Source organism: Candidatus Njordibacter sp. Uisw_039 (assembly GCF_047730075.1).
In the GTDB taxonomy this organism is placed as follows: domain Bacteria; phylum Pseudomonadota; class Gammaproteobacteria; order Pseudomonadales; family Balneatricaceae; genus Njordibacter.
On the sequence record NZ_CP159831.1, the window covers coordinates 2487326 to 2509254 of the forward strand.

General features: G+C 46.7%; 15 protein-coding genes and 5 tRNA genes. 2 read left to right on the top strand and 18 right to left on the bottom strand.

The features are described from left to right. Positions 1–10: 10 nt before the first annotated feature. The gene (rpsL, locus tag ABXT70_RS11845) at positions 11–385 is read right to left on the bottom strand and encodes a 30S ribosomal protein S12 (protein ID WP_443636287.1); all 375 of its coding nucleotides are present in this window, start codon (positions 383–385) and stop codon (positions 11–13) included. A 357-nt stretch (positions 386–742) separates the two neighbouring features. Between rpsL and fusA the strand changes: the two genes are divergently transcribed. After that, positions 743–2830, top strand: a complete 2088-nt coding sequence (fusA, locus tag ABXT70_RS11850; RefSeq protein ID WP_443640682.1) for an elongation factor G — start codon at positions 743–745, stop codon at positions 2828–2830. A 244-nt stretch (positions 2831–3074) separates the two neighbouring features. Next, entirely contained in the window at positions 3075–4370 is a 1296-nt protein-coding gene (chrA, locus tag ABXT70_RS11855) for a chromate efflux transporter (RefSeq protein ID WP_443640683.1), read from the top strand. 123 nt (positions 4371–4493) lie between these two features. Here the strand turns inward: chrA and rpoC are convergent, their stop codons facing one another. The 17 genes from rpoC to der form a co-directional block, all read right to left on the bottom strand. Next, positions 4494–8723, bottom strand: coding sequence for a DNA-directed RNA polymerase subunit beta' (gene rpoC / locus ABXT70_RS11860; protein WP_443640684.1), 4230 nt, complete (start codon positions 8721–8723; stop codon positions 4494–4496). Positions 8724–8745: 22 nt separating this feature from the next. Continuing rightward, the gene (rpoB, locus tag ABXT70_RS11865) at positions 8746–12828 is read right to left on the bottom strand and encodes a DNA-directed RNA polymerase subunit beta (RefSeq protein ID WP_443640685.1); all 4083 of its coding nucleotides are present in this window, start codon (positions 12826–12828) and stop codon (positions 8746–8748) included. A 287-nt stretch (positions 12829–13115) separates the two neighbouring features. Beyond that, positions 13116–13490 carry a 50S ribosomal protein L7/L12 gene (gene rplL / locus ABXT70_RS11870; protein WP_443640686.1) on the bottom strand — a complete coding sequence of 125 codons (375 nt, stop codon included), beginning with the start codon at positions 13488–13490 and terminating at the stop codon, positions 13116–13118. Between the two features lie 88 nt (positions 13491–13578). Beyond that, positions 13579–14079 carry a 50S ribosomal protein L10 gene (gene rplJ, locus ABXT70_RS11875; protein ID WP_443640687.1) on the bottom strand — a complete coding sequence of 167 codons (501 nt, stop codon included), beginning with the start codon at positions 14077–14079 and terminating at the stop codon, positions 13579–13581. Positions 14080–14354: 275 nt separating this feature from the next. Further along, entirely contained in the window at positions 14355–15050 is a 696-nt protein-coding gene (gene rplA, locus ABXT70_RS11880) for a 50S ribosomal protein L1 (RefSeq protein WP_443640688.1), read from the bottom strand. After that, positions 15050–15484 carry a 50S ribosomal protein L11 gene (gene rplK / locus ABXT70_RS11885; protein WP_443640689.1) on the bottom strand — a complete coding sequence of 145 codons (435 nt, stop codon included), beginning with the start codon at positions 15482–15484 and terminating at the stop codon, positions 15050–15052. The genes rplA and rplK overlap by 1 nt, the downstream gene beginning before the upstream one ends. A gap of 184 nt (positions 15485–15668) precedes the next feature. Beyond that, complete coding sequence (gene nusG / locus ABXT70_RS11890) at positions 15669–16202, bottom strand: transcription termination/antitermination protein NusG (protein ID WP_443640690.1); 534 nt, start codon at positions 16200–16202, stop codon at positions 15669–15671. Positions 16203–16233: 31 nt separating this feature from the next. Beyond that, on the bottom strand, positions 16234–16602 hold the full coding sequence (gene secE, locus ABXT70_RS11895; RefSeq protein WP_443640691.1) for a preprotein translocase subunit SecE: 369 nt from the start codon (positions 16600–16602) through the stop codon (positions 16234–16236). Between the two features lie 63 nt (positions 16603–16665). Then, a tRNA-Trp gene (locus ABXT70_RS11900) sits at positions 16666–16741 on the bottom strand. Positions 16742–16860: 119 nt separating this feature from the next. Continuing rightward, positions 16861–18084: an elongation factor Tu gene (tuf, locus tag ABXT70_RS11905; protein ID WP_443640680.1), complete on the bottom strand. Its 1224-nt coding sequence runs from the start codon at positions 18082–18084 to the stop codon at positions 16861–16863. Positions 18085–18239: 155 nt separating this feature from the next. Beyond that, positions 18240–18314, bottom strand: a tRNA-Thr gene (locus tag ABXT70_RS11910). 70 nt (positions 18315–18384) lie between these two features. Next, positions 18385–18459, bottom strand: a tRNA-Gly gene (locus ABXT70_RS11915). A gap of 6 nt (positions 18460–18465) precedes the next feature. Continuing rightward, positions 18466–18549: transfer RNA gene (locus ABXT70_RS11920), tRNA-Tyr, on the bottom strand. A 21-nt stretch (positions 18550–18570) separates the two neighbouring features. Next, a tRNA-Thr gene (locus ABXT70_RS11925) sits at positions 18571–18646 on the bottom strand. Between the two features lie 92 nt (positions 18647–18738). Continuing rightward, a complete protein-coding gene (locus ABXT70_RS11930; RefSeq protein ID WP_443640692.1) occupies positions 18739–19464 on the bottom strand; it encodes a type III pantothenate kinase in 726 nt (241 codons plus the stop codon). 1 nt (position 19465) lies between these two features. Beyond that, entirely contained in the window at positions 19466–20437 is a 972-nt protein-coding gene (gene birA, locus ABXT70_RS11935) for a bifunctional biotin--[acetyl-CoA-carboxylase] ligase/biotin operon repressor BirA (protein WP_443640693.1), read from the bottom strand. Positions 20438–20507: 70 nt separating this feature from the next. Next, entirely contained in the window at positions 20508–21920 is a 1413-nt protein-coding gene (der, locus tag ABXT70_RS11940) for a ribosome biogenesis GTPase Der (protein WP_443640694.1), read from the bottom strand. Positions 21921–21929 lie beyond the last annotated feature (9 nt).

Sequence of the window (21929 nt, forward strand, 5' to 3'; positions counted from 1 at the left end):
GAAAGTTTCATTAAGACTTAGGACGCTTAGTACCGTACTTAGAACGACTCTGTTTACGATCGCTCACGCCGGATGTATCCAAAGAACCACGCACTGTATGGTAACGAACACCTGGCAAGTCTTTTACACGACCGCCACGGATCAATACAACGCTATGCTCTTGTAGGTTATGACCTTCACCGCCAATATAGGAAGTAACTTCAAAACCGTTTGTCAAACGCACACGACATACTTTACGTAGAGCAGAGTTAGGCTTCTTAGGGGTGGTTGTATAAACCCTAGTGCAAACGCCACGACGTTGAGGACAGGCCTGCAGTGCAGGTACATCACTCTTAACGACTTTACGCTTACGAGGCTTACGAACCAACTGGTTAACTGTTGCCATTATGCAAACTCCACATTCTTCATCGGCACAACACTAACAACCTATTTGCTAGTACCGCCGAAATACCCAAAAATACACAGGACTATATTTGCCTGCCAATTTCGGGCGGTGAATTATATTCGCTTTGGTAGAGGAGCGTCAAGCAACGCAAGGTGTATTTTTAGCCTGCCTAACCAAATAAAACGACTAATTTAATCCCATCTATCTCAAGCAACAGCACAAAATCCATCAAAAAGCATAAAACAACGTTAATTAACTCAACATAGCCTAGCTTTTCGCTGCTTTTCATTCGATATAAGTACGCCATTCCTGTACAATACCGCGACTTTTTAAGACTGTAACTAATTTGGAGCCCTCATGGCTGACTTAGACCTATACCGTAATATCGGTATTTTTGCTCACGTAGATGCGGGCAAAACTACTACCACAGAACGTATTCTTAAGCTTACGGGTAAAATCCATAAGACAGGTGAAGTTCATGATGGCGAATCTACTACAGACTTCATGACACAGGAAGCTGAGCGCGGAATAACTATCCAGTCTGCAGCAACCACGTGTTTCTGGAAAGACCATCGCATGAACATCATCGATACTCCTGGACACGTAGACTTTACTGTAGAAGTATACCGTTCACTTAAAGTACTGGACGGTGGTGTAGGTGTATTCTGTGGTTCTGGCGGCGTAGAGCCTCAGTCAGAAACTAACTGGCGTTACGCTAACGAATCAGAAGTAGCACGTATCATCTTAGTTAACAAGATGGACCGTATGGGTGCAGACTTTCTTCGCGTAGTTAGCCAAATAGAAACCGTACTCGCTGCTAACCCACTAGTAATGACGCTGCCCATTGGTACTGAAGAAAACTTTGTAGGCATGGTAGACGTATTGGCTAAGCAAGCATTTGTATGGGATGACACTGGCCTGCCAGAAAACTACGAAATCCAAGATGTTCCAGAAGACATGGTTGATCTGGTTGACGAATACCATGAGAAACTGATCGAAACTGCCTTAGAACAAGACGATGACCTAATGGAAGCATACCTAGAAGGCGAAATACCTTCTATGGACGAGATCAAACGCTGTATTCGTAAGGGAACTATCGCCCTAGATTTCTTCCCAACATACTGCGGCTCTGCCTTTAAGAACAAAGGCGTACAATTAATTCTAGACGCAGTCATCGACTACCTACCTAGCCCAACAGAAGTTAAGCCACAGCCTTTAACAAATAAAGAAACTGGTGAAGCTAATGGTGAAGTTGCTCTTGTTGCTATCGATGAGCCACTACGCGCCCTAGCATTTAAGATTATGGATGACCGTTACGGCGCATTAACCTTCGTACGTATTTACTCTGGCACCTTGAAGAAGGGTGACACCATCCTTAACTCCTACACTGGCAAGAGCGAACGTGTTGGCCGCATGGTAGAAATGCACGCCGACGAGCGTACCGAATTGAGTTCAGCTCAAGCGGGTGACATTATTGCTATTGTAGGTATGAAGAACGTACAGACTGGTCACACCATATGTGACCCTAAGCACGAATGCACCCTTGAGCCAATGATCTTCCCAGAGCCAGTAATCTCTATCTCTGTAACGCCTAAGGATAAGGCCTCTACTGAGAAAATGGGTATTGCCATTGGCAAAATGGTTGCAGAAGATCCTTCTTTCATTGTTGAAACAGACGAAGATTCAGGCGAAACCATCCTTAAGGGTATGGGTGAACTTCACCTAGATATTAAAGTGGATATTCTCAATCGCACCTATGGTGTCGACCTTATTGTTGGCCAACCGCAGGTTGCTTATCGTGAAACCATCACTACTAAGCTAGAAGACAGCTACACACACAAAAAGCAATCTGGTGGCTCTGGTCAGTATGGTAAGATCGACTACATTGTTACGCCAGGTGAAACTGGTTCTGGGTTCATCTTTAAGTCATCCGTTGTGGGTGGTAACGTGCCTAAGGAATTCTTCCCCGCTATCGAGAAAGGCTTTCGTACAATGATGGTAGAAGGCCCACTGGCTGGTTTCCCTCTTTTAGATGTAGAAATCGAATTGATCGATGGAGGTTTCCACGCAGTTGACTCCTCAGCCATCGCCTTCGAAATCGCTGCTAAAGGTGCTTACCGTCAATCCATGCCTAAGGCTGGCCCGCAGTTGCTAGAGCCTATCATGAAGGTAGACGTGTATACTCCAGACGACCACGTGGGTGATGTGATCGGTGACTTAAACCGTCGTCGTGGCATGATTAACGACCAAGAAGCTGGCGTAACTGGTGTGCGCATCAAGGCTAACGTACCTCTTTCAGAAATGTTTGGTTACATTGGCCACTTGCGCACTATGACGTCTGGCCGTGGTCAGTTCTCAATGGAATTTGAACACTACACGCACTGCCCTAACAGTGTTGCTGAAAAAGTAATCGCAGAAGAAAAAGAAAGGAAAGCAGCTAAGTAAGCAGCTTGCCAAGACAAAACCCCACCCTAGCTTACCTAGTGTGGGGTTTTTTATTGCTTACTCTTCATTGATAGGTCGCTTGGCTTATGCAAAAGCACATGTGCTGTTTATTTGGTTCACAGAAAGACTTGATGTGACCGATGTATTTAACGCCAATGCCACTGCAGTATGCGCTATACCCATGGTATGAAAATGCTCTGGAAAGGACCATAATTCAACCTCTCATTGGCCAAAGAATTGAACTATGAACAGTCCTGACAACAGTCCTCCTCTTTTTACAGAAGCAATCAAAGTGTGGGTTTATATAGGTTTGCTCTCCTTTGGTGGCCCTGCAGCGCAAGTGGCTTTGATGCATAGGGTGTTAGTAGAAGAGAGAAAATGGCTTACTGAAAAGCAGTACTTGGACGCCCTAAGTTTTTGTATGCTGCTGCCAGGACCTGAGGCAATGCAGCTTGCAACTTACGCAGGCTGGCGCATGCATGGTGTTATAGGCGGTTTAGCTGCGGGGTTACTGTTTGTGGTCCCAGGCGCCTTAGTCATTTTAGCCTTAGCAATAGCATACGTGTCTTTTGGACAAGTCACTGTGGTGGCCTCCTTATTTGTAGGTATTAAAGCGGCCATTGTGGTGGTGGTGATCGACGCCCTGCTACGAATTTCTCATAAAGCTCTTAAAACTTTAGAACATTGGTTAATTGCACTACTTTCCTTTATCAGCATTTTCTTTTTTGCTTTGCCATTCCCACTGATTGTATTTGCAGTTGCCTGTTACGGGTACTTTGGGCACGCCAGATTTCCTGGTACTGTGAAGGCAGCAGAAACGCATAACTTGCCAGCCATCTCAGCTACTCTTAAAACTGCAATTTTGTGGTTGATCATATGGCTACTACCACTACTTATTCTAACGCTGTTGGTCGGTTCGGAAAATGTCATCCTCGAGCTTGGCTGGTTCTTTTCTAAACTCGCTGTAGTGACCTTTGGCGGCGCTTATGCAGTACTCGCCTATATGGCACAGGATGTGGTTGTGGCTCATGAATGGCTAACCTCTGGGCAGATGATGGATGGCTTAGGCCTTGCAGAAACCACCCCTGGGCCGTTGATTTTGGTGACCGAGTTCGTTGGTTATTTAGCCGCATATCAGAGTCACAATAGTTGGCTACTGGGCCTTGCTGGCGCCTTAATAGCTCTATGGTGTACCTTTGTGCCATGTTTAATGTGGATATTTACTGGTGCTCCATACATAGAATGGATTAACAACCAACCTAAATTGAAAGGTGCGCTTACGGCCATTATGGCTGCGGTAGTGGGTGTCATATTGAATCTTTCCATATGGTTTGCACTACATGTATTTTTTCAGCAAGTTACCCCGTTAAAGTATGGCGTCCTCACACTTTGGCTGCCACAGTTATCATCGTTAGATGTCAGTGCTGTGATACTGGCTTTACTAAGTGGATGGTTGTTACTAAAGAAGCGATGGAAGATTCCTAAGGTGCTTGCCACAGCGGCTCTAGGCGCCTTTTTCCTTGCAGATATGGGGCTCTAAATTTATCCAACTAGCTGATAAAAAGTAGAATTTTATCTGCAGGCACAAAAAAGCCCGAACAAGTCGGGCTTTTGGTGGCTTCACTGGTTTCAAATAACTCTGTGAAGTTTAGCGACAGGCAACCTAGCTAGCCGTCATCTCAGCACGCAGTGCTTCAGTCAGTGCAGCTTGCACTTCTTCTGCACTTACAGTTGAAACGCCTTCAGCAGCACGCTGCTCTTGGCGTTTGCGCTTGCGCTCTGAGTGATATGCCAAACCAGTACCAGCTGGGATCAAGCGACCTACAACCACGTTTTCCTTGAGGCCACGTAGGTGGTCCTTCTTGCCAGTTACTGCACCTTCGGTCAATACACGGGTAGTCTCTTGGAAAGACGCCGCAGAAATGAAGGATTCAGTTGCCAAAGAAGACTTGGTAATGCCCAACAATACGCGCTGAATGTGGGACACAATCTTGTCTTCTGCAACCATTTTCTCGTTTGCTTCTAAGTAGCGAGTGTATTCAACCTGATCACCTTTGATCAAGTTAGTGTCGCCAGAAGCAACCACATCAACCTTACGTAACATCTGACGTACGATAACTTCAATGTGTTTGTCGTTGATCACTACACCTTGCAGACGGTATACGTCTTGCACTTCGGTGGTGATGTAGCGAGCGAGCTCTTCAACACCCAAAATACGCAAGATGTCATGTGGGTTGAATGGTCCGTCGGCAATAACTTCGCCCTTCACTACCGTTTCACCTTCAAACACGTTAAGTACACGCCACTTAGGAATCAGCTCTTCGTAGTTGTCACTGCCATCTGTAGGCGTGATCACTAGACGATTCTTACCCTTAGTTTCTTTACCGTAGCTTACGATACCAGACACTTCTGCCAAGATGGCAGCTTCTTTTGGCTTACGTGCTTCAAATAAGTCAGCAACACGAGGTAGACCACCAGTGATATCCTTAGTGGTTGCACTTTCTTGTGGGATACGAGCAACTACGTCACCAATTTCTACCTGACCACCGTCGATAATGGACAGTAATGCGCCACCAGGAAGAAGGTATTGGGCTGGAGCTCCAGATTCTGGATTAATAATATCGTTGCCTTTAGCATCAACCAACTTGATCATTGGGCGTAAGTCTTTACCTGCCGCTGGGCGTTCGCCTACAGTTAAAACTTGGATAGAACTAAGACCCGTCAAATCATCGGTCCGAAGACTAATGGTAAGGCCTTCATCTAACCCCACAAACTGCACTTTTCCCGCCATTTCTGAAACAATTGGGTGAGTATGCGGATCCCAAGTTGCTGCAAGTTCACCAGCTTCTACACGGGCGCCATCAGTCACTTGAATCAATGAGCCGTATGGTAGCTTATAACGTTCGCGCTCACGACCGTGTTCATCAGTTACGCCCACTTCTACAGAACGAGAGGTGGTTACCATGTTGCCGTCAGAACGGGTTACAGCCTTCAAGTTATGTAAACGGATTTCACCACCGTTCTTCACTTGAATCTTATCTTCAGCTGCAGCTCGAGACGCAGCACCACCAATGTGGAAGGTACGCATGGTTAGCTGTGTGCCTGGCTCACCGATAGACTGCGCGGCAACTACGCCCACAGCTTCACCGATGTTAACCAAGTGGCCACGACCTAAGTCGCGTCCGTAGCAGCTAGCACAAATACCGTAACGCGTGTCGCAAGTAATTGGAGAGCGAGTTTTCACTTCGTCTACGGAAGATAGGCTTTCGTCATTTTCTAAACGCTCAACCCAAGCCTCGTCAATTAAGGTGTTTTTAGCAATCAACAGGACACCCGTGGTTGGGTTAATCACATCTTCTGCAATCATACGACCCAAAATACGGTCACCTAATGGTACCCGTACATCACCACCATCAATGACAGGTAGCATAGTCAAACCAGCTTCGGTACCACAATCCACTTCGGTAACAACCAAGTCTTGTGCCACGTCCACTAGTCGACGGGTTAGGTAACCCGAGTTAGCTGTTTTCAATGCCGTATCGGCTAAACCCTTACGAGCACCGTGAGTAGAGATGAAATATTCCTGTACTGAAAGGCCTTCACGAAAGTTAGCTGTGATTGGTGTTTCGATAATGGAACCATCTGGCTTAGCCATCAAACCACGCATGCCACCTAACTGACGCATCTGCGCGGCACTGCCACGAGCACCGGAGTCGGCCATCATATAAACAGAGTTAAACGACTCTTGTTCAACTTCTTCGCCTGCGGCGTTAATGACGGTATCGATCTTCAGGCTGTCCATCATGGCGCTGGCAACGAGTTCGTTAGCACGGGACCAAATATCGATGACCTTATTGTACTTTTCTCCTTGGGTTACCAAACCGTCGCGGAACTGTGCTTCAATCTCGCGCACTTCATCTTCAGCACCGTTGATAATAATTTCTTTCTTTTCTGGGATAACAAAGTCGTTAACACCTACAGAAGCACCAGAACGGGTAGCGTAAGCAAAGCCGGTGTACATCAATTGGTCAGCAAAGATAACCGTTTCTTTGAGTCCAACATTACGGTAACAAGCATTAATTAAGGTAGAGATACCTTTCTTCTTCATGGTCTGGTTGATCAAACTGTAGGGCAGACCCTTAGGCATGATTTCGGACAAAATTGCACGACCAACAGTGGTATCAGTCACCGTATGGGTAGCTTCCATTGAACCGTCTTCAGCTTTGGTATATTCGGCTACGCGAACCTTAATTTTGGCTTGCAAGTCGACATGCTTGGCGCCATAGGCACGCTGCACTTCAGCCACGTTAGCAAACACCATACCTTCGCCTTTAGCGTTGATACGGTCACGAGTCATAAAGTAGATGCCCAATACAACGTCCTGGGAAGGTACAATAATTGGGTCGCCGTTTGCTGGTGACAAGATGTTGTTGGTAGACATCATCAAGGCACGACATTCAAGCTGAGCTTCAATAGTTAGCGGCACGTGCACAGCCATTTGGTCACCGTCGAAGTCGGCGTTGTATGCCGCACAAACGAGGGGGTGAAGCTGAATGGCTTTACCTTCGATCAATACTGGTTCAAAAGCTTGGATACCCAAACGGTGAAGAGTGGGTGCACGGTTAAGCATCACTGGATGTTCGCGGATTACTTCAGCAAGAATATCCCAAACTTCAGCAGTTTCACGCTCTACCATCTTTTTAGCAGCTTTAATGGTGGTAGCAAGACCACGCAGTTCTAGCTTAGAGAAGATGAAGGGCTTGAACAATTCCAAGGCCATTTTCTTAGGCAAACCACACTGGTGCAAACGCAAGTATGGACCCACCACGATAACGGAACGGCCAGAATAGTCTACGCGCTTACCCAATAGGTTTTGACGGAAACGACCTTGCTTACCTTTGATCATATCTGCCAAAGACTTCAACGGACGCTTGTTAGAACCAGTGATGGCACGGCCACGACGGCCGTTATCCAACAAGGCATCTACAGACTCTTGCAACATACGTTTTTCGTTACGTACGATGATGTCCGGTGCGCTCAAATCCAACAAACGCTTCAAACGGTTATTACGGTTGATCACACGACGGTATAAGTCGTTCAAATCTGAGGTTGCAAAACGCCCACCATCTAGCGGAACCAACGGACGTAAGTCCGGTGGCAAGATAGGTAACACAGTTAACACCATCCATTCTGGCTTGTTACCAGAAGCCAAGAAGGCTTCCATCAACTTTAAGCGCTTAGATAGTTTCTTGATTTTAGTTTCAGAGTTAGTCGCTGGAATGTCTTCACGCAACTGGGCCGCTTCCTGGGCCATATCCAATTCTTTCAACAATGCTTGAATTGCTTCGGCACCCATGCGCGCATCGAAGTCGTCGCCAAATTCTTCCATGGCTTCAAAGTACTGCTCATCGTTCATCATCTGACCACGCTCAAGGGTGGTCATGCCTGGATCGATAACAATATAGCTTTCGAAGTAAAGCACACGCTCAATGTCACGCAAAGTGATGTCTAGCAATAAACCAATACGTGAAGGCAATGATTTAAGGAACCAGATGTGTGCAACTGGGCTAGCCAGTTCAATGTGGCCCATACGCTCACGGCGTACTTTAGCCAATGCAACTTCTACACCACACTTTTCACAGATCACCCCACGATGCTTCAAACGCTTGTACTTACCACACAAACATTCATAGTCTTTTACTGGGCCAAAAATTTTGGCACAGAACAACCCTTCACGCTCTGGCTTGAAGGTACGGTAGTTAATGGTTTCTGGCTTTTTTACTTCACCAAAGGACCATGATCGGATCATTTCTGGCGACGCCAAACCAATACGGATAGAGTCAAATTCGTCGGAATGACCTTGGGCTTTCAATAATTTTAATAAGTCTTTCATTGCCTTCTCCTACCTTAATGTCTTAGTCAGATTCCAACTCAATATCGATGCCCAGAGATCGAATCTCCTTAACCAATACGTTGAAGGATTCAGGCATACCTGGTTCCATGCTATGGTCACCATCTACAATGTTCTTATACATCTTAGTACGGCCATTCACGTCATCAGACTTAACTGTTAGCATTTCTTGCAAGGTGTAAGCGGCGCCGTATGCTTCTAGGGCCCAAACTTCCATCTCACCAAATCGCTGACCACCAAACTGAGCTTTACCACCTAGTGGCTGCTGAGTTACAAGGCTGTATGAACCGGTAGAGCGGGCGTGCATCTTGTCGTCAACCAAGTGGTTCAACTTCAACATGTACATGTAACCTACGGTAACAGGACGATCAAACTTATCACCTGTACGACCATCGTATAACCAAGTTTGACCAGAACGATCTAAACCACCAAGCTCTAACAAACGCTTAATTTCGTTTTCTTCGGCGCCGTCAAATACAGGTGTTGCTAAAGGCACACCAGCTTTAAGGTTTTTAGCCAATTCAAGGATCTCGTCATCGCTGAAGCTATTAAGATCTTCAGATCGATAGCAATTGCCGTCGTTATAGATTTGGTCTAAGAAAGCACGAATTCCTTTGACAGACTTGGCGCGTTCTTGCATCATCATTTCTTCAATGCGTTCACCTAAGCCTTTGGCAGCCATACCCATATGGGTTTCTAGGATCTGACCAACGTTCATACGCGAAGGCACACCTAACGGGTTTAAAACGATGTCTACAGTCTTGCCAAATTCATCAAAAGGCATATCTTCAACCGGCATGATTACAGAGATAACACCCTTGTTACCATGACGGCCAGCCATCTTATCGCCCGGCTGGATGCGACGCTTAACAGCAACGTAAACCTTAACTATTTTCAACACACCAGGTGCTAGGTCGTCACCAGTTTGTAGCTTCTTCTTCTTGTCTTCAAATTTAGCATCTAGATCAAGGCGGGTTTCTTCTAAAGACTGCTGCGCTAGTTCTAGCTGCTGCTGAAGAGCGTCATCCGCCATGCGCAACATGAACCAATCGGCACGGTCAACTTCCGTTAAGTTGTCAGCCGTAATAACGTCACCCTTATTGAAGCCAGCGCCACCGTTTACTGCGTTGCCAATTAGGGCCGCCGATAAACGTTCGTATGTGGCCGACTCTACAATACGGAATCGGTCATTGATGTCTTTACGCTCTTGATCCAACTGCATTTGTTCAATGGCAACCGCACGTTGATCTTTATCAACGCCGTCACGAGTAAACACTTGCACGTTGATGACCGTACCTTTGGTTCCAGTTTTAACACGTAAGGAAGTGTCTTTAACGTCTGAGGCTTTTTCACCAAAGATAGCACGTAAAAGCTTTTCTTCTGGGGTAAGCTGAGTTTCACCTTTAGGCGTTACCTTGCCAACTAGAATGTCACCAGGGCCCACTTCGGCACCAATGTGCACAATGCCAGCTTCGTCTAACTTCGCTAGTGCGCTTTCGCCCACGTTAGGAATATCAGAGGTGATTTCTTCACTGCCTAGTTTGGTGTCACGAGCCACACAGGTCAATTCCTGAATATGGATAGTAGTGAAACGGTCTTCTTTAACCACGTTCTCAGAGATCAAGATCGAGTCTTCGAAGTTGTAACCATTCCAAGGCATAAAGGCAATACGCATGTTCTGACCCAAGGCTAACTCGCCAAGATCAACAGATGGTCCATCGGCCAATACGTCACCACGGGCAACAGTATCGCCTAGGTTAACGATAGAACGTTGGTTAATACAGGTATTCTGGTTAGAGCGGGTGTACTTAGTCAGGTTATATATATCAACACCTGCATCACCCACTTCTGTTTCGGCATCATGAGCCTTAACTACAACACGTGTAGCATCAACCGATTCAATCACACCGCCGCGAGCAGCTACAACACATACACCAGAGTTTTGGGCTACGTGACGCTCCATACCCGTACCTACTAAAGGTTTTTGCGCCTGTAGTGTTGGTACCGCTTGACGTTGCATGTTCGAGCCCATTAAGGCACGGTTAGCATCATCGTGCTCTAAGAACGGAATCAATGAAGCCGCTACAGACACCACCTGACGTGGAGACACGTCCATGTAATCTACGTTGTCTGGCGACATCAAGGTGAATTCGTTTTCGTGACGTACAGTGACTAAGTCTTCAGAAAGATTGTTCTTGGCATCAAGCTTGGCGTTAGCCTGGGCGATGATGTGTTGGCTTTCTTCAATTGCAGACAAGTACTCGATATCGGCGGTTACTTTACCAGCCACTACTTTACGGTACGGCGTTTCTAAGAAACCGTAATCGTTAGTGCGGGCATAGGTAGCCAAAGAGTTGATCAAACCAATGTTTGGACCTTCTGGCGTTTCGATAGGACAAACACGACCGTAGTGAGTCGGATGTACGTCACGCACTTCAAAGCCTGCACGTTCACGGGTCAAACCACCTGGGCCTAAGGCAGAAACACGGCGTTTATGTGTCACTTCCGATAACGGGTTGTTTTGATCCATAAACTGGGATAATTGGCTGGAACCAAAGAATTCTTTGATAGCCGCAGATACTGGCTTAGCGTTGATTAAATCTTGTGGCATAAGACCATCAGACTCAGCCATGCTTAGACGTTCTTTAACAGCACGCTCTACACGGACTAGACCAACGCGGAATTGGTTTTCTGCCATCTCGCCTACAGAACGAACACGACGGTTACCCAAATGGTCAATATCATCCACTATGCCCTTACCATTACGAATGGAGATGAGGGTTTGCATTACAGCAACGATGTCTTGGTCGCCCAACACACCTTCACCGGTAGTTTCAGAGCGACCTAAACGACGGTTGAACTTCATTCGGCCAACGGCGGATAAATCGTAACGCTCGCTGGTGAAGAACAAGTTGTTAAACAAGTTTTCTGCAGATTCTTTGGTTGGTGGCTCACCGGGACGCATCATGCGGTAAATTTCTACCAATGCTTCTAGCTGCGTGCGGGTTGGATCAGCGGTCAGCGTATCCGACATGAACGGGCCACAATCTAAATCGTTGCTGTAAATCAATGGCAACGCGGTGACGCCTGCTGCACGAAGGGCAACTAGCAATTCTTGCGTCACTTCGGTGTTACAATCACAGATTAACTCACCAGTAGCAGGGTTAATCTGATCGCGGGCCATTTTCTTGCCTACTAGGTAGGCTTCTGGAATTTGCAGCTGCTTTAAGCCAATCTTTTCCATTTGCTTGATGTGGCGCGCAGTAACACGACGACCTTCTTCAACCAATACAGACCCTTTTTGATCGACAATGTCGAAGGTTGCTGTTTCGCCACGTAAACGGCTAGGCACCAAAGTCATGGTGAAGCCTTCTTCAGTAATCGTCACATCGACATTATCAAAGAACGTTTCGATGATTTGTTCGCTGGTGTAGCCCAAAGAACGTAACAAGATAGATGCAGGTAGCTTACGACGACGGTCGATACGTACAAATAGAGTATCTTTAGGGTCGAACTCAAAGTCCAACCAAGAACCACGGTAAGGAATAACACGGGCGTTATATAGCAACTTACCAGAACTGTGGGTCTTGCCCTTGTCGTGGTCGAAGAATACACCAGGTGAACGGTGTAACTGAGAAACGATAACACGCTCTGTGCCGTTAACAACAAAGGTACCATTGTCCGTCATCAAAGGCATTTCGCCCATGTAGACTTCTTGTTCCTTGATGTCCTTGATAGCCTTAGCCTTGGAGTCGCGATCATAGATCACTAAGCGCACTTTAACACGTAATGGTGCAGCATAAGTGACACCGCGTAACTGACATTCTTTAACGTCAAAAACAGGTTCGCCAAGCTTGTAGGTAACATATTCTAAAGACGCATTGCCAGAAAAAGAGACAATGGGAAAAACAGATTCAAAAGCAGCATGAAGACCTAGATCTTTACGTTGGTCAACACCGTGACCAGAATGTAAAAACTTGCGGTAGGAGTCGATCTGGATGGCCAACAGATAAGGCACATCCATCACCGGAGGCAGCTTGCCGAAATCCTTGCGGATACGTTTTTTCTCAGTGTATGAGTAAGGCATCAAAAATCCCCGATTTGGGTCTGTATTCAGACCGTTAAATTGGTCGGACAAATGTCCAAATATACTGGTTCCACCCTAGGTGACGGGGGCATACTCCCCGCAAAACAGTGCTGACAAAGGGTTTAAACCACTTTGATCCAGCCTTTTTTGGTTATAAAACACGGCGTAAAAAGCCAGCGCTATAGAACCGAAAAAGGCCGGTGGCAAATATGCCACCAGCCGTGTGCAGTCAAACCCATTGTTCCGTAAGGAATATAGGCCCAAGCAAGCACATCTAAAAAGATGGCTTACTTAATTTCTACAGTAGCACCAGATGCTTCAAGTTCAGCTTTAAGGGCTTCAGCGTCTTCTTTAGAAAGACCTTCCTTAACTGCTGCTGGAGCACTTTCAACTAGGCCTTTAGCTTCTTTCAAGCCAAGACCAGTTGCGCCACGTACAGCCTTAATAGCTGCAACTTTCTTTTCGCCGCCAGAAACTAGAATTACGTCGAATTCAGTTTGCTCTACGGCTGCTGAACCAGCGTCACCACTGGCAGCTGGGCCAGCTGATGCAGTTGCAGCAGTAACACCGAACTTCTCTTCCATAGCGGAGATAAGTTCAACCACGTCCATTACAGACATGTCGGCTACGGCATTGATGATATCGTCTTTAGTGATAGACATAACAATTCCTACTCTTTAATAAGACCCACATGGGTCATTTGTTCATGCGTAAAGTCGGTTTAAACCCAGCCTAAGTAGGCCAGTAGATTTAAGCGGCTTCCTGTTCTTTTTGATCGCGAACTGCTGCTAGGGTACGTGCCAGCTTGCTGGTTGCACCTTGCATTACGCTCATCAACTTAGCAATTGCTTCGTCGTATGTTGGCAAAGATGCCAATACGTCGATTTGATCGGCACCCATAAGGTTGCCTTCAAACGCCAGTGCTTTCACTTCAAATTTGCCGTTGCCTTTTGCAAAGTCTTTGAACAAGCGGGCGCCAGCGCCTGGGTGTTCGTTAGAAAATGCAATAATGCTTGGACCTTTGAAGGAGTCCTGCAAACACGCGTAATCCGTGCCTTCTACGGCAATCTTAGCAAGAGTGTTACGCACAACCCGTAGGGTTACGCCATTCTCGCGAGCTTGCTTACGAAGAGCAGTCATGTCACCTACAGTAACGCCGCGTGAATCGGCTACAACTGCAGATAGAGCACTGGTGGCTGCTTCGTTGACTTCTGCGATAATCGCTTTCTTGTCGTCGAGACCTATAGCCACGCTATTTCTCCTGAAAAAATTATCCAACTCCTTATCTTTACTTGGCTTGCGCTAGGTAAGCATAAGAACCTAATAACGGTGTTGGATTCAAAATTCTGAATCGGGTTCACCGTCTGCGTAGGCAATCATTAAGGTTTATCACCAAGAGGATCAAAACCACCTACGGTCTTTGACAGCCTTGTACAAGTACAAGACCCCAAAGTTTGGTTTGTTAAGGGCACAAGCTAACATCACCGCGACCCTTAACATGGCTCCCACACGGAGAGCCAAATGCGTTAGAACTTAACAGCACCGTGATCAACCGAAAGGCCTGGGCCCATGGTGGTTGAGAGGGTGACTTTCTGCACGTAAACGCCTTTAGCAGAAGCTGGCTTCATCTTCTTAAGGTCACCCAAAAGGGAGATTAGGTTTTCTTTCACTGCATCTGCAGAGAAACCTACCTTACCTAGAGAACAATGAATAATGCCGGCCTTGTCTGTACGGTAGCGTACTTGGCCCGACTTAGCGTTTTTAACGGCGGTTGCTACATCCGGTGTTACCGTGCCAACCTTAGGGTTAGGCATCAAGCCACGAGGGCCAAGAACCTGGCCTAGCTGACCCACAACGCGCATAGCATCTGGAGTAGCAATTACTACGTCAAAATCCATCTTACCGGCTTTAATTTCTGCAGCTAGATCTTCCATACCTACAATGTCAGCACCAGCAGCTGTTGCTTTTTCAACGTTCTCACCTTGGGTGAAAACAGCAACACGAACGTCTTTACCAGTACCATTAGGCAGCACAGTAGAACCACGAACAACCTGGTCAGATTTACGTGGGTCAACGCCCAAGTTAATAGCCACATCAATCGCTTCAGCGAACTTAACGGTAGATAATTCGGTCAATAGATCAACGGCTGTGTTGATCTCATATACTTTGCCTAGTTCAATCTTTTCAGCGATCGCTTTAGCACGTTTAGTCATGTTAGCCATTAGTTAACACCTTCTACATTTAAACCCATAGAACGAGCACTGCCCGCGATAGTACGTACAGCTGCATCCATGTCAGCAGCAGTTAAGTCTTCCATCTTAACGGTAGCAATCTCTTCCAACTGCGCTCGAGTTACAGTGCCCACTTTTTCAGTGTTAGGACGACCAGAACCACTCTTTAGCCCTGCGGCCTTCTTTAGCAATACTGCGGCTGGAGGAGTCTTAGTGATGAAGGTAAAGCTACGATCTGCGTATACTGTAATAACTACAGGTACAGGCATACCTGCTTCCATGCTCTGAGTTTGAGCATTAAAGGCTTTACAGAATTCCATGATATTTACACCATGTTGGCCCAATGCAGGACCTACTGGTGGACTTGGGTTGGCCTTGCCGGCAGCAACCTGTAGCTTAATGTAGGCTTGTACTTTCTTAGCCATGATGGTGATCTCCTAATGGGTAGTAACGCCTTCTTTATCCTTCAAGTTACCACCTTGGCGACACTTGAAGAGCAAACAACAGCTCCCCTATTCAATAAACATTCCGCTATTGCTGAATGCGCAAAAACTCTGGGAGCCGTTACCGGCTCCAGGGTCTAATGATGGCAGCCTAGGCTGCCAACGATCAGGCCTTTTCGACCTGAATAAATTCTAATTCGACCGGTGTTGAACGGCCAAAGATGAGTACGGCTACTTGTAGTCGACTCTTCTCGTAATTCACTTCTTCTACCACCCCGTTAAAGTCTGCAAACGGCCCATCAACAACACGAACCATTTCGCCTGGCTCGAAGATAGTCTTAGGCCTAGGCGCTTCTGCACCAGACTCAACACGTTCCAAGATGGCATTAGCTTCACTCTCGGTAATAGGGGCCGGCCTGTCTGCTGTACCGCCAATAAAACCCATTACGCGAGGGGTTTCTTTAACCATGTGCCAAGTATCGTCGTTCAATTCCATATTCACTAGCACGTAGCCAGGGTAGAATTTACGCTCACTGCGACGCTTTTTGCCGGCGCGCATTTCGATCACTTCCTCTGTTGGCACCAAAACATCGCCAAACACATCCTGCATTTCAAAACGCTCTATGCGCTCATGCAAGGCGCGCATAACTTGCTTCTCGTAACCTGAGTATGCGTGAACAACGTACCAACGCTTTGCCATGATAATTCCCTAACTAAACTTTTTAAGCTGACTAGCCAATTAAAGACGAAACAGCCCAACTCAAAAATGAGTCCAGACCCCACAAAACCAAAGCCATTATCAACACCACAACCACTACAATGAGTGTAGTTTGTGTGGTTTCCTGCCGATTAGGCCAAACCACTTTACGGATTTCTTTGCGAGCTTCTTTAAAACTAACCGCGTAACCCCTGCCTTTAGCTGTTTGTAATACTACAAACAAAGCTACACCCGCCAAAGCCACTAAAGCCAACGTACGGTACAACAAGGATTGATCAGAATATACAGAGTTACCTACAACACCAGCAATCACTAAAGCCAGAACAAATAGCCACTTAATGGTGTCAAAACGTGAGTTCTGTGTAGTTGGTGTAGCGCTCATTTTGGAGCCTCAAGTTAACTGTACTTTACACTTTTGGCTATACAACCAAGAGTATTCAAAATATGGCAGGCCAGGAGGGATTCGAACCCCCAACATTCGGTTTTGGAGACCGACGTTCTGCCGTTGGAACTACTGGCCTAGAACATCTTTCCGCATGACAATTTAAAACATGCCAAAAGTATGGGACGCGTATATTATACGTGTCCCATGTTTTTTGCAAGCAGTTAGAGCTAACTGCCTGCACATCATCAGCTTAAATTACGCTAGGATTTTAGCTACAACTCCAGCGCCAACTGTACGTCCACCTTCGCGAATGGCGAAGCGTAAACCTTCATCCATAGCGATTGGATTGATCAGCTCAACAACCATCTGAATGTTGTCACCAGGCATAACCATTTCTACGCCTGCTGGCAATTCACATGCACCTGTGATGTCCGTTGTACGGAAGTAGAACTGTGGACGATATCCCTTAAAGAAAGGAGTGTGACGTCCACCTTCATCTTTGCCTAGCACATATACTTCAGCTTCAAACTTAGTGTGAGGAGTAATTGAACCAGGCTTAGCCAATACTTGACCACGCTCTACTTCTTCACGCTTAGTACCACGTAGTAGTACACCAACGTTTTCACCTGCACGACCTTCGTCTAGCAACTTACGGAACATCTCAACACCAGTACAAGTAGACTTGGTAGTGTCTTTGATACCGATCATTTCTATGTCGTCACCAACGTTAACAATGCCACGTTCAATACGGCCTGTTACTACGGTACCACGGCCTTGGATTGAGAATACGTCTTCGATAGGCATCAAGAAATCACCATCGATCGCACGCTCTGGTTGTGGGATGTAGCTGTCTAGCGCGTCAACCAACTTACGTACTGCAGTAGTTCCCATTTCGTTAGTGTCTTCACCGTTCAACGCCATCAAGGCAGATCCTGGGATGATTGGCGTGTCGTCGCCTGGGAATTCGTACTCGTCTAGCAACTCACGAAGCTCCATTTCAACAAGCTCTAGCATCTCTGCGTATTCTTCTGAGTCTGCGCCGCCGCAATCTTCAGCCAACAAGTCTGACTTGTTTAGGAATACCACGATGTAAGGTACACCTACCTGACGTGACAAAAGGATGTGCTCACGGGTCTGAGGCATTGGGCCATCAGTTGCGCCACATACCAAAATAGCACCGTCCATTTGTGCAGCACCAGTGATCATGTTCTTCACATAATCGGCGTGTCCTGGACAGTCAACGTGGGCGTAATGACGATTCTCAGAATCATACTCAACGTGTGAAGTGGCGATGGTGATACCACGCTCGCGCTCTTCAGGTGCGTTGTCGATTTGAGAGAAGTCTTTTAGTTCTCCACCAAAAGCTTCTGCACAAACACGAGTCAATGCAGCTGTTAATGTAGTTTTACCGTGGTCAACGTGACCAATGGTGCCGACGTTTACGTGCGGCTTATTTCTTTCAAACTTTTCCTTAGCCATGATAGCCTCCGACAATGGGCGGCCAATGGGCCGCGCTAAGTTAAAAAATGCAAAATTTACCCACTTATTGAGTAAACTGCAGATAACAAGAAGGGTAGATATATTGCTATATCTACCCTTTAAAGTTTACCGTGCTCCACCGCCACTTATGACAATGGAGCTCTAGGGCGGAATTGAACCGCCGGCCTCACCCTTACCAAGGGTGCGCTCTACCCCTGAGCTACTAGAGCTTATAACGCACAAAACTGGCTCTATATAGCCTTAAAACAATTCACTAAACTCAGCGAACCTTGCTCAATGTGGAGCGGGTAGCGGGAATCGAACCCGCATATACAGCTTGGAAGGCTGTCGTGATAGCCATTATACCATACCCGCAAAGAATGGTGGTGGGAGGTGGATTCGAACCACCGAAGCTTACGCGTCAGATTTACAGTCTGATCCCTTTGGCCGCTCGGGAATCCCACCCAATAATTCTTCATCAGGAACTGGTGCCGGCACGAGGAGTCGAACCCCGGACCTACTGATTACAAGTCAGTTGCTCTACCGTCTGAGCTATACCGGCTAAATTGCCTGTGCCCCTGAACTCAGGAGGGGCGTATAATACTGAACCAATTAGTAGGATGCAAGCATCAATGATGATTTTATTAAAGTTTTTCAGTGTTTGTGTAACCCAGCTACTTGCGCCAAGCCATCCAACACCAACTGTTCTACATAAGTAAGACCAAGGTCATTGGCAATGACTAATCCATCACCTCCACACAGTAGTATTTCGTAGCCCCGTTCTTGAGCTTCTCTCACCAAACCAAAAGCGCCATAATGAGCCATTTGGGAACACCCAGCTAATACGGCTTGGGCTGTACTAGTGCCCGGCTGAACGTCCTCAAGGGTTTGATAAGTGAAATTAATTTGTGCAGTATCACGGGCAAGTGCTTGCGACATCAACCTTGCACCAGGAATGATATAGCTTCCTTCATGGAGGCCTCCTGCACTCACATAGTCAAAGGTGATGGCGCTGCCACAATCAACCACGCAAACAGCATTTTGGGTATATTGCCTTGCTGCCACCATGGCCAGCCATCTATCTACACCTAACTGCTGAGGTTGTTGATAGCCATTGGATAGATCTTGCCAATAGTCTTGGGTAGTAATTTGATGACACGGAGTATTTTTTTGATGCGCCCAGTTTTCAAGACAGAGGCCCTTTTCATCACTGGCAACACTTGCCCAATACACTACACTAGCAGACTCCGGCAAGTCTGCCTGCAATTGACCTAGACTTAGAACACTCACCAACATAGCACCAGAACACTGCACTACACCTTGCTCTTGCAACCTCCACTTAAGGCGGGCATTACCCATATCTACTAATAATTCAGCCACCTTACACCTCCATGGGTCTCAAACTAATCTCGCCACCGCTGTAGGCTTTCACCACCCCATCATGTTCCATTATTAACGCACCAGCCAGATTAACACCACGGCAAATGCCCTCGACACTTTTACCTGGAAGCAAGAGCTGAACCTTTTGATCTTGGTAATAGTGCTGCCGTTGCCACTCATCACGCAAAGCAGAAAAACCATATTGCACAAACCGATGCAAGTGCTGGCTTAAACGCAAGAGTATGTGCGCCACGATATCATTACGGCTTAGCCGATAACCTAACTGCGTAAGGCTCGCCCACGGCTGATCAATGGCATCATCATGAGTTAAATGTACATTTAGGCCGATACCAATCACCACATGGCAAGGGCCCGTTGTATCGCCTCTCATTTCTAGCAAAATACCCGCAAGCTTTTTGCCATCAACTAACAGGTCGTTGGGCCATTTAACCTGTACTTGTTGTACGCCCAAATCGGCCAGTGCTTGTGTCAGCGCCAAACCCACTGCCAAGCTCAGCCCTTCTAGCGCAGCTGCTCCTCCAGAAAATTGCCAACCTAACGATAATGCGATATTTTGGCCAAACGGTGATTGCCATTGACGACCTAAGCGTCCTCGGCCTGAGGTTTGCACTTCGGCTAACACCACCTCGCCATGAATAGATTGCTGTTGCTGGCGCTGCATTAAGGTTTGATTGGTTGATGGGAGAGACATGTGCAATTGCACATTAAAAGTAGGATCTAGCAGCGGTAGCTGGCGCTGTATGGCTTCCACATCTAACAAATCAAGGCCACCGGCAATACGGTAACCGCGGCCACGAACACGATGCAATTTTACCCCTAAGGCTTCCACACCTTTGAGCTGTTTCCATACGGCAGCTCGGCTCATATTAAGGTGCTGCCCTAAAGCGGTACCAGAGTGAAACTGGCCATCAGCCAGCAAGTGCAGCAATTGATTAAGGCAGGTCAGTGACATGGGGATTGTCTCCTCACCGCGCTCCTCGCAATAACACAGAATAAGAAACTGCTCACAATGACCCTAAGCATTACTTCTTTTTGGCCTTTTTCTTGGCTTTATTAACGTGCTTCACTAAGCGTTGTTTCTTAGTAATTTGGCGCTGAGATAACTGGTTCTTTTTGCCGTCGAACGGGTTATCACTAGTACGGAATTCAAAACGCACAGGGGTACCACGAATTTTGAGCACCTTGATGAACTTGTTTTCCAAGTAGCGCTTATAGGTTGTAGGTAATGCGTTTGTTTGATTACCATGCACAATAAATAAAGGTGGGTTAGAGCCACCAAGATGGGCGTAGCGCAACTTAATTCGGCGACCATGCACTAATGGCGGCTGGTGATCCAGTAACGCATCTTCAAGCAAAGTGGTTAACTTATTGGTACTCCATTTAGTGAAGGCACAGCCATGGGCCTCTTCAACAGATTGGTATAAATCGCCTACACCAGAACCATGTAACGCCGATATAAAGTGAATGCGTGCGAACTTGGCAAATTCTAAACGCGTCTGTAACTCATGCTTTACATGAGCCTTATCATCAACCGTCATGCCGTCCCACTTGTTGACCGCAATCACTAAGGCACGGCCTGCATCAATAACAAAGCCTAACAAGTGCATATCTTGCTCTGTTAAACCTTCGTGAGCATCAACAACTAAAACCACTACATGAGCATCCTTAATAGCCTGTAGGGTTTTAACGATAGAAAACTTTTCCACTGTTTCTTTAACACTACGACGACGGCGCACACCGGCCGTATCAATTAAGGTATAAGGTTTGTCATTACGACGATAAGGGATATAAATGCTGTCACGGGTAGTACCGGCTTCGTCGTAGACTACAACACGATCTTCGCCCAACATGCGATTAACCAAGGTAGACTTGCCTACGTTTGGTCGACCAACTACGCCGATACGAATACCGCCTTCAGATTCTGATGGAAAACCTTCGTCTTCTGGGAAAGGCGCCAATACATCTTCAATGAGTTGGCTAACACCACGGCCATGGGACGCTGCGATAGGACGAGGCAACCCTTCAAGGCCTAAGCCATAAAAATCACCCATAGCTACGTCGGCATCAATACCATCAGTTTTATTCACTACCAAATAGGCAGGCTTGTCACAACGGCGCAAGTGATCAGCAATCAACTCATCAGAAGGGTTCAGTCCAGCCTTACCATCCACCAAAAATAATACCGCATCAGCTTCATCAATGGCGAGCAAAGATTGTTCCGCCATCACCTGGTCGATGCCTGCCTCATCACCACTGATGCCTCCAGTATCAATAACGATATAGTCTCGCTCTCCAGTCTTACCTTCACCGTATTTTCGGTCACGGGTGAGGCCTGGAAAATCTGCTACTAAAGCATCACGAGAACGGGTTAAGCGATTGAAAAGTGTGGATTTACCCACATTAGGACGCCCAACAAGGGCAATTACGGGATTCATAAATAAACC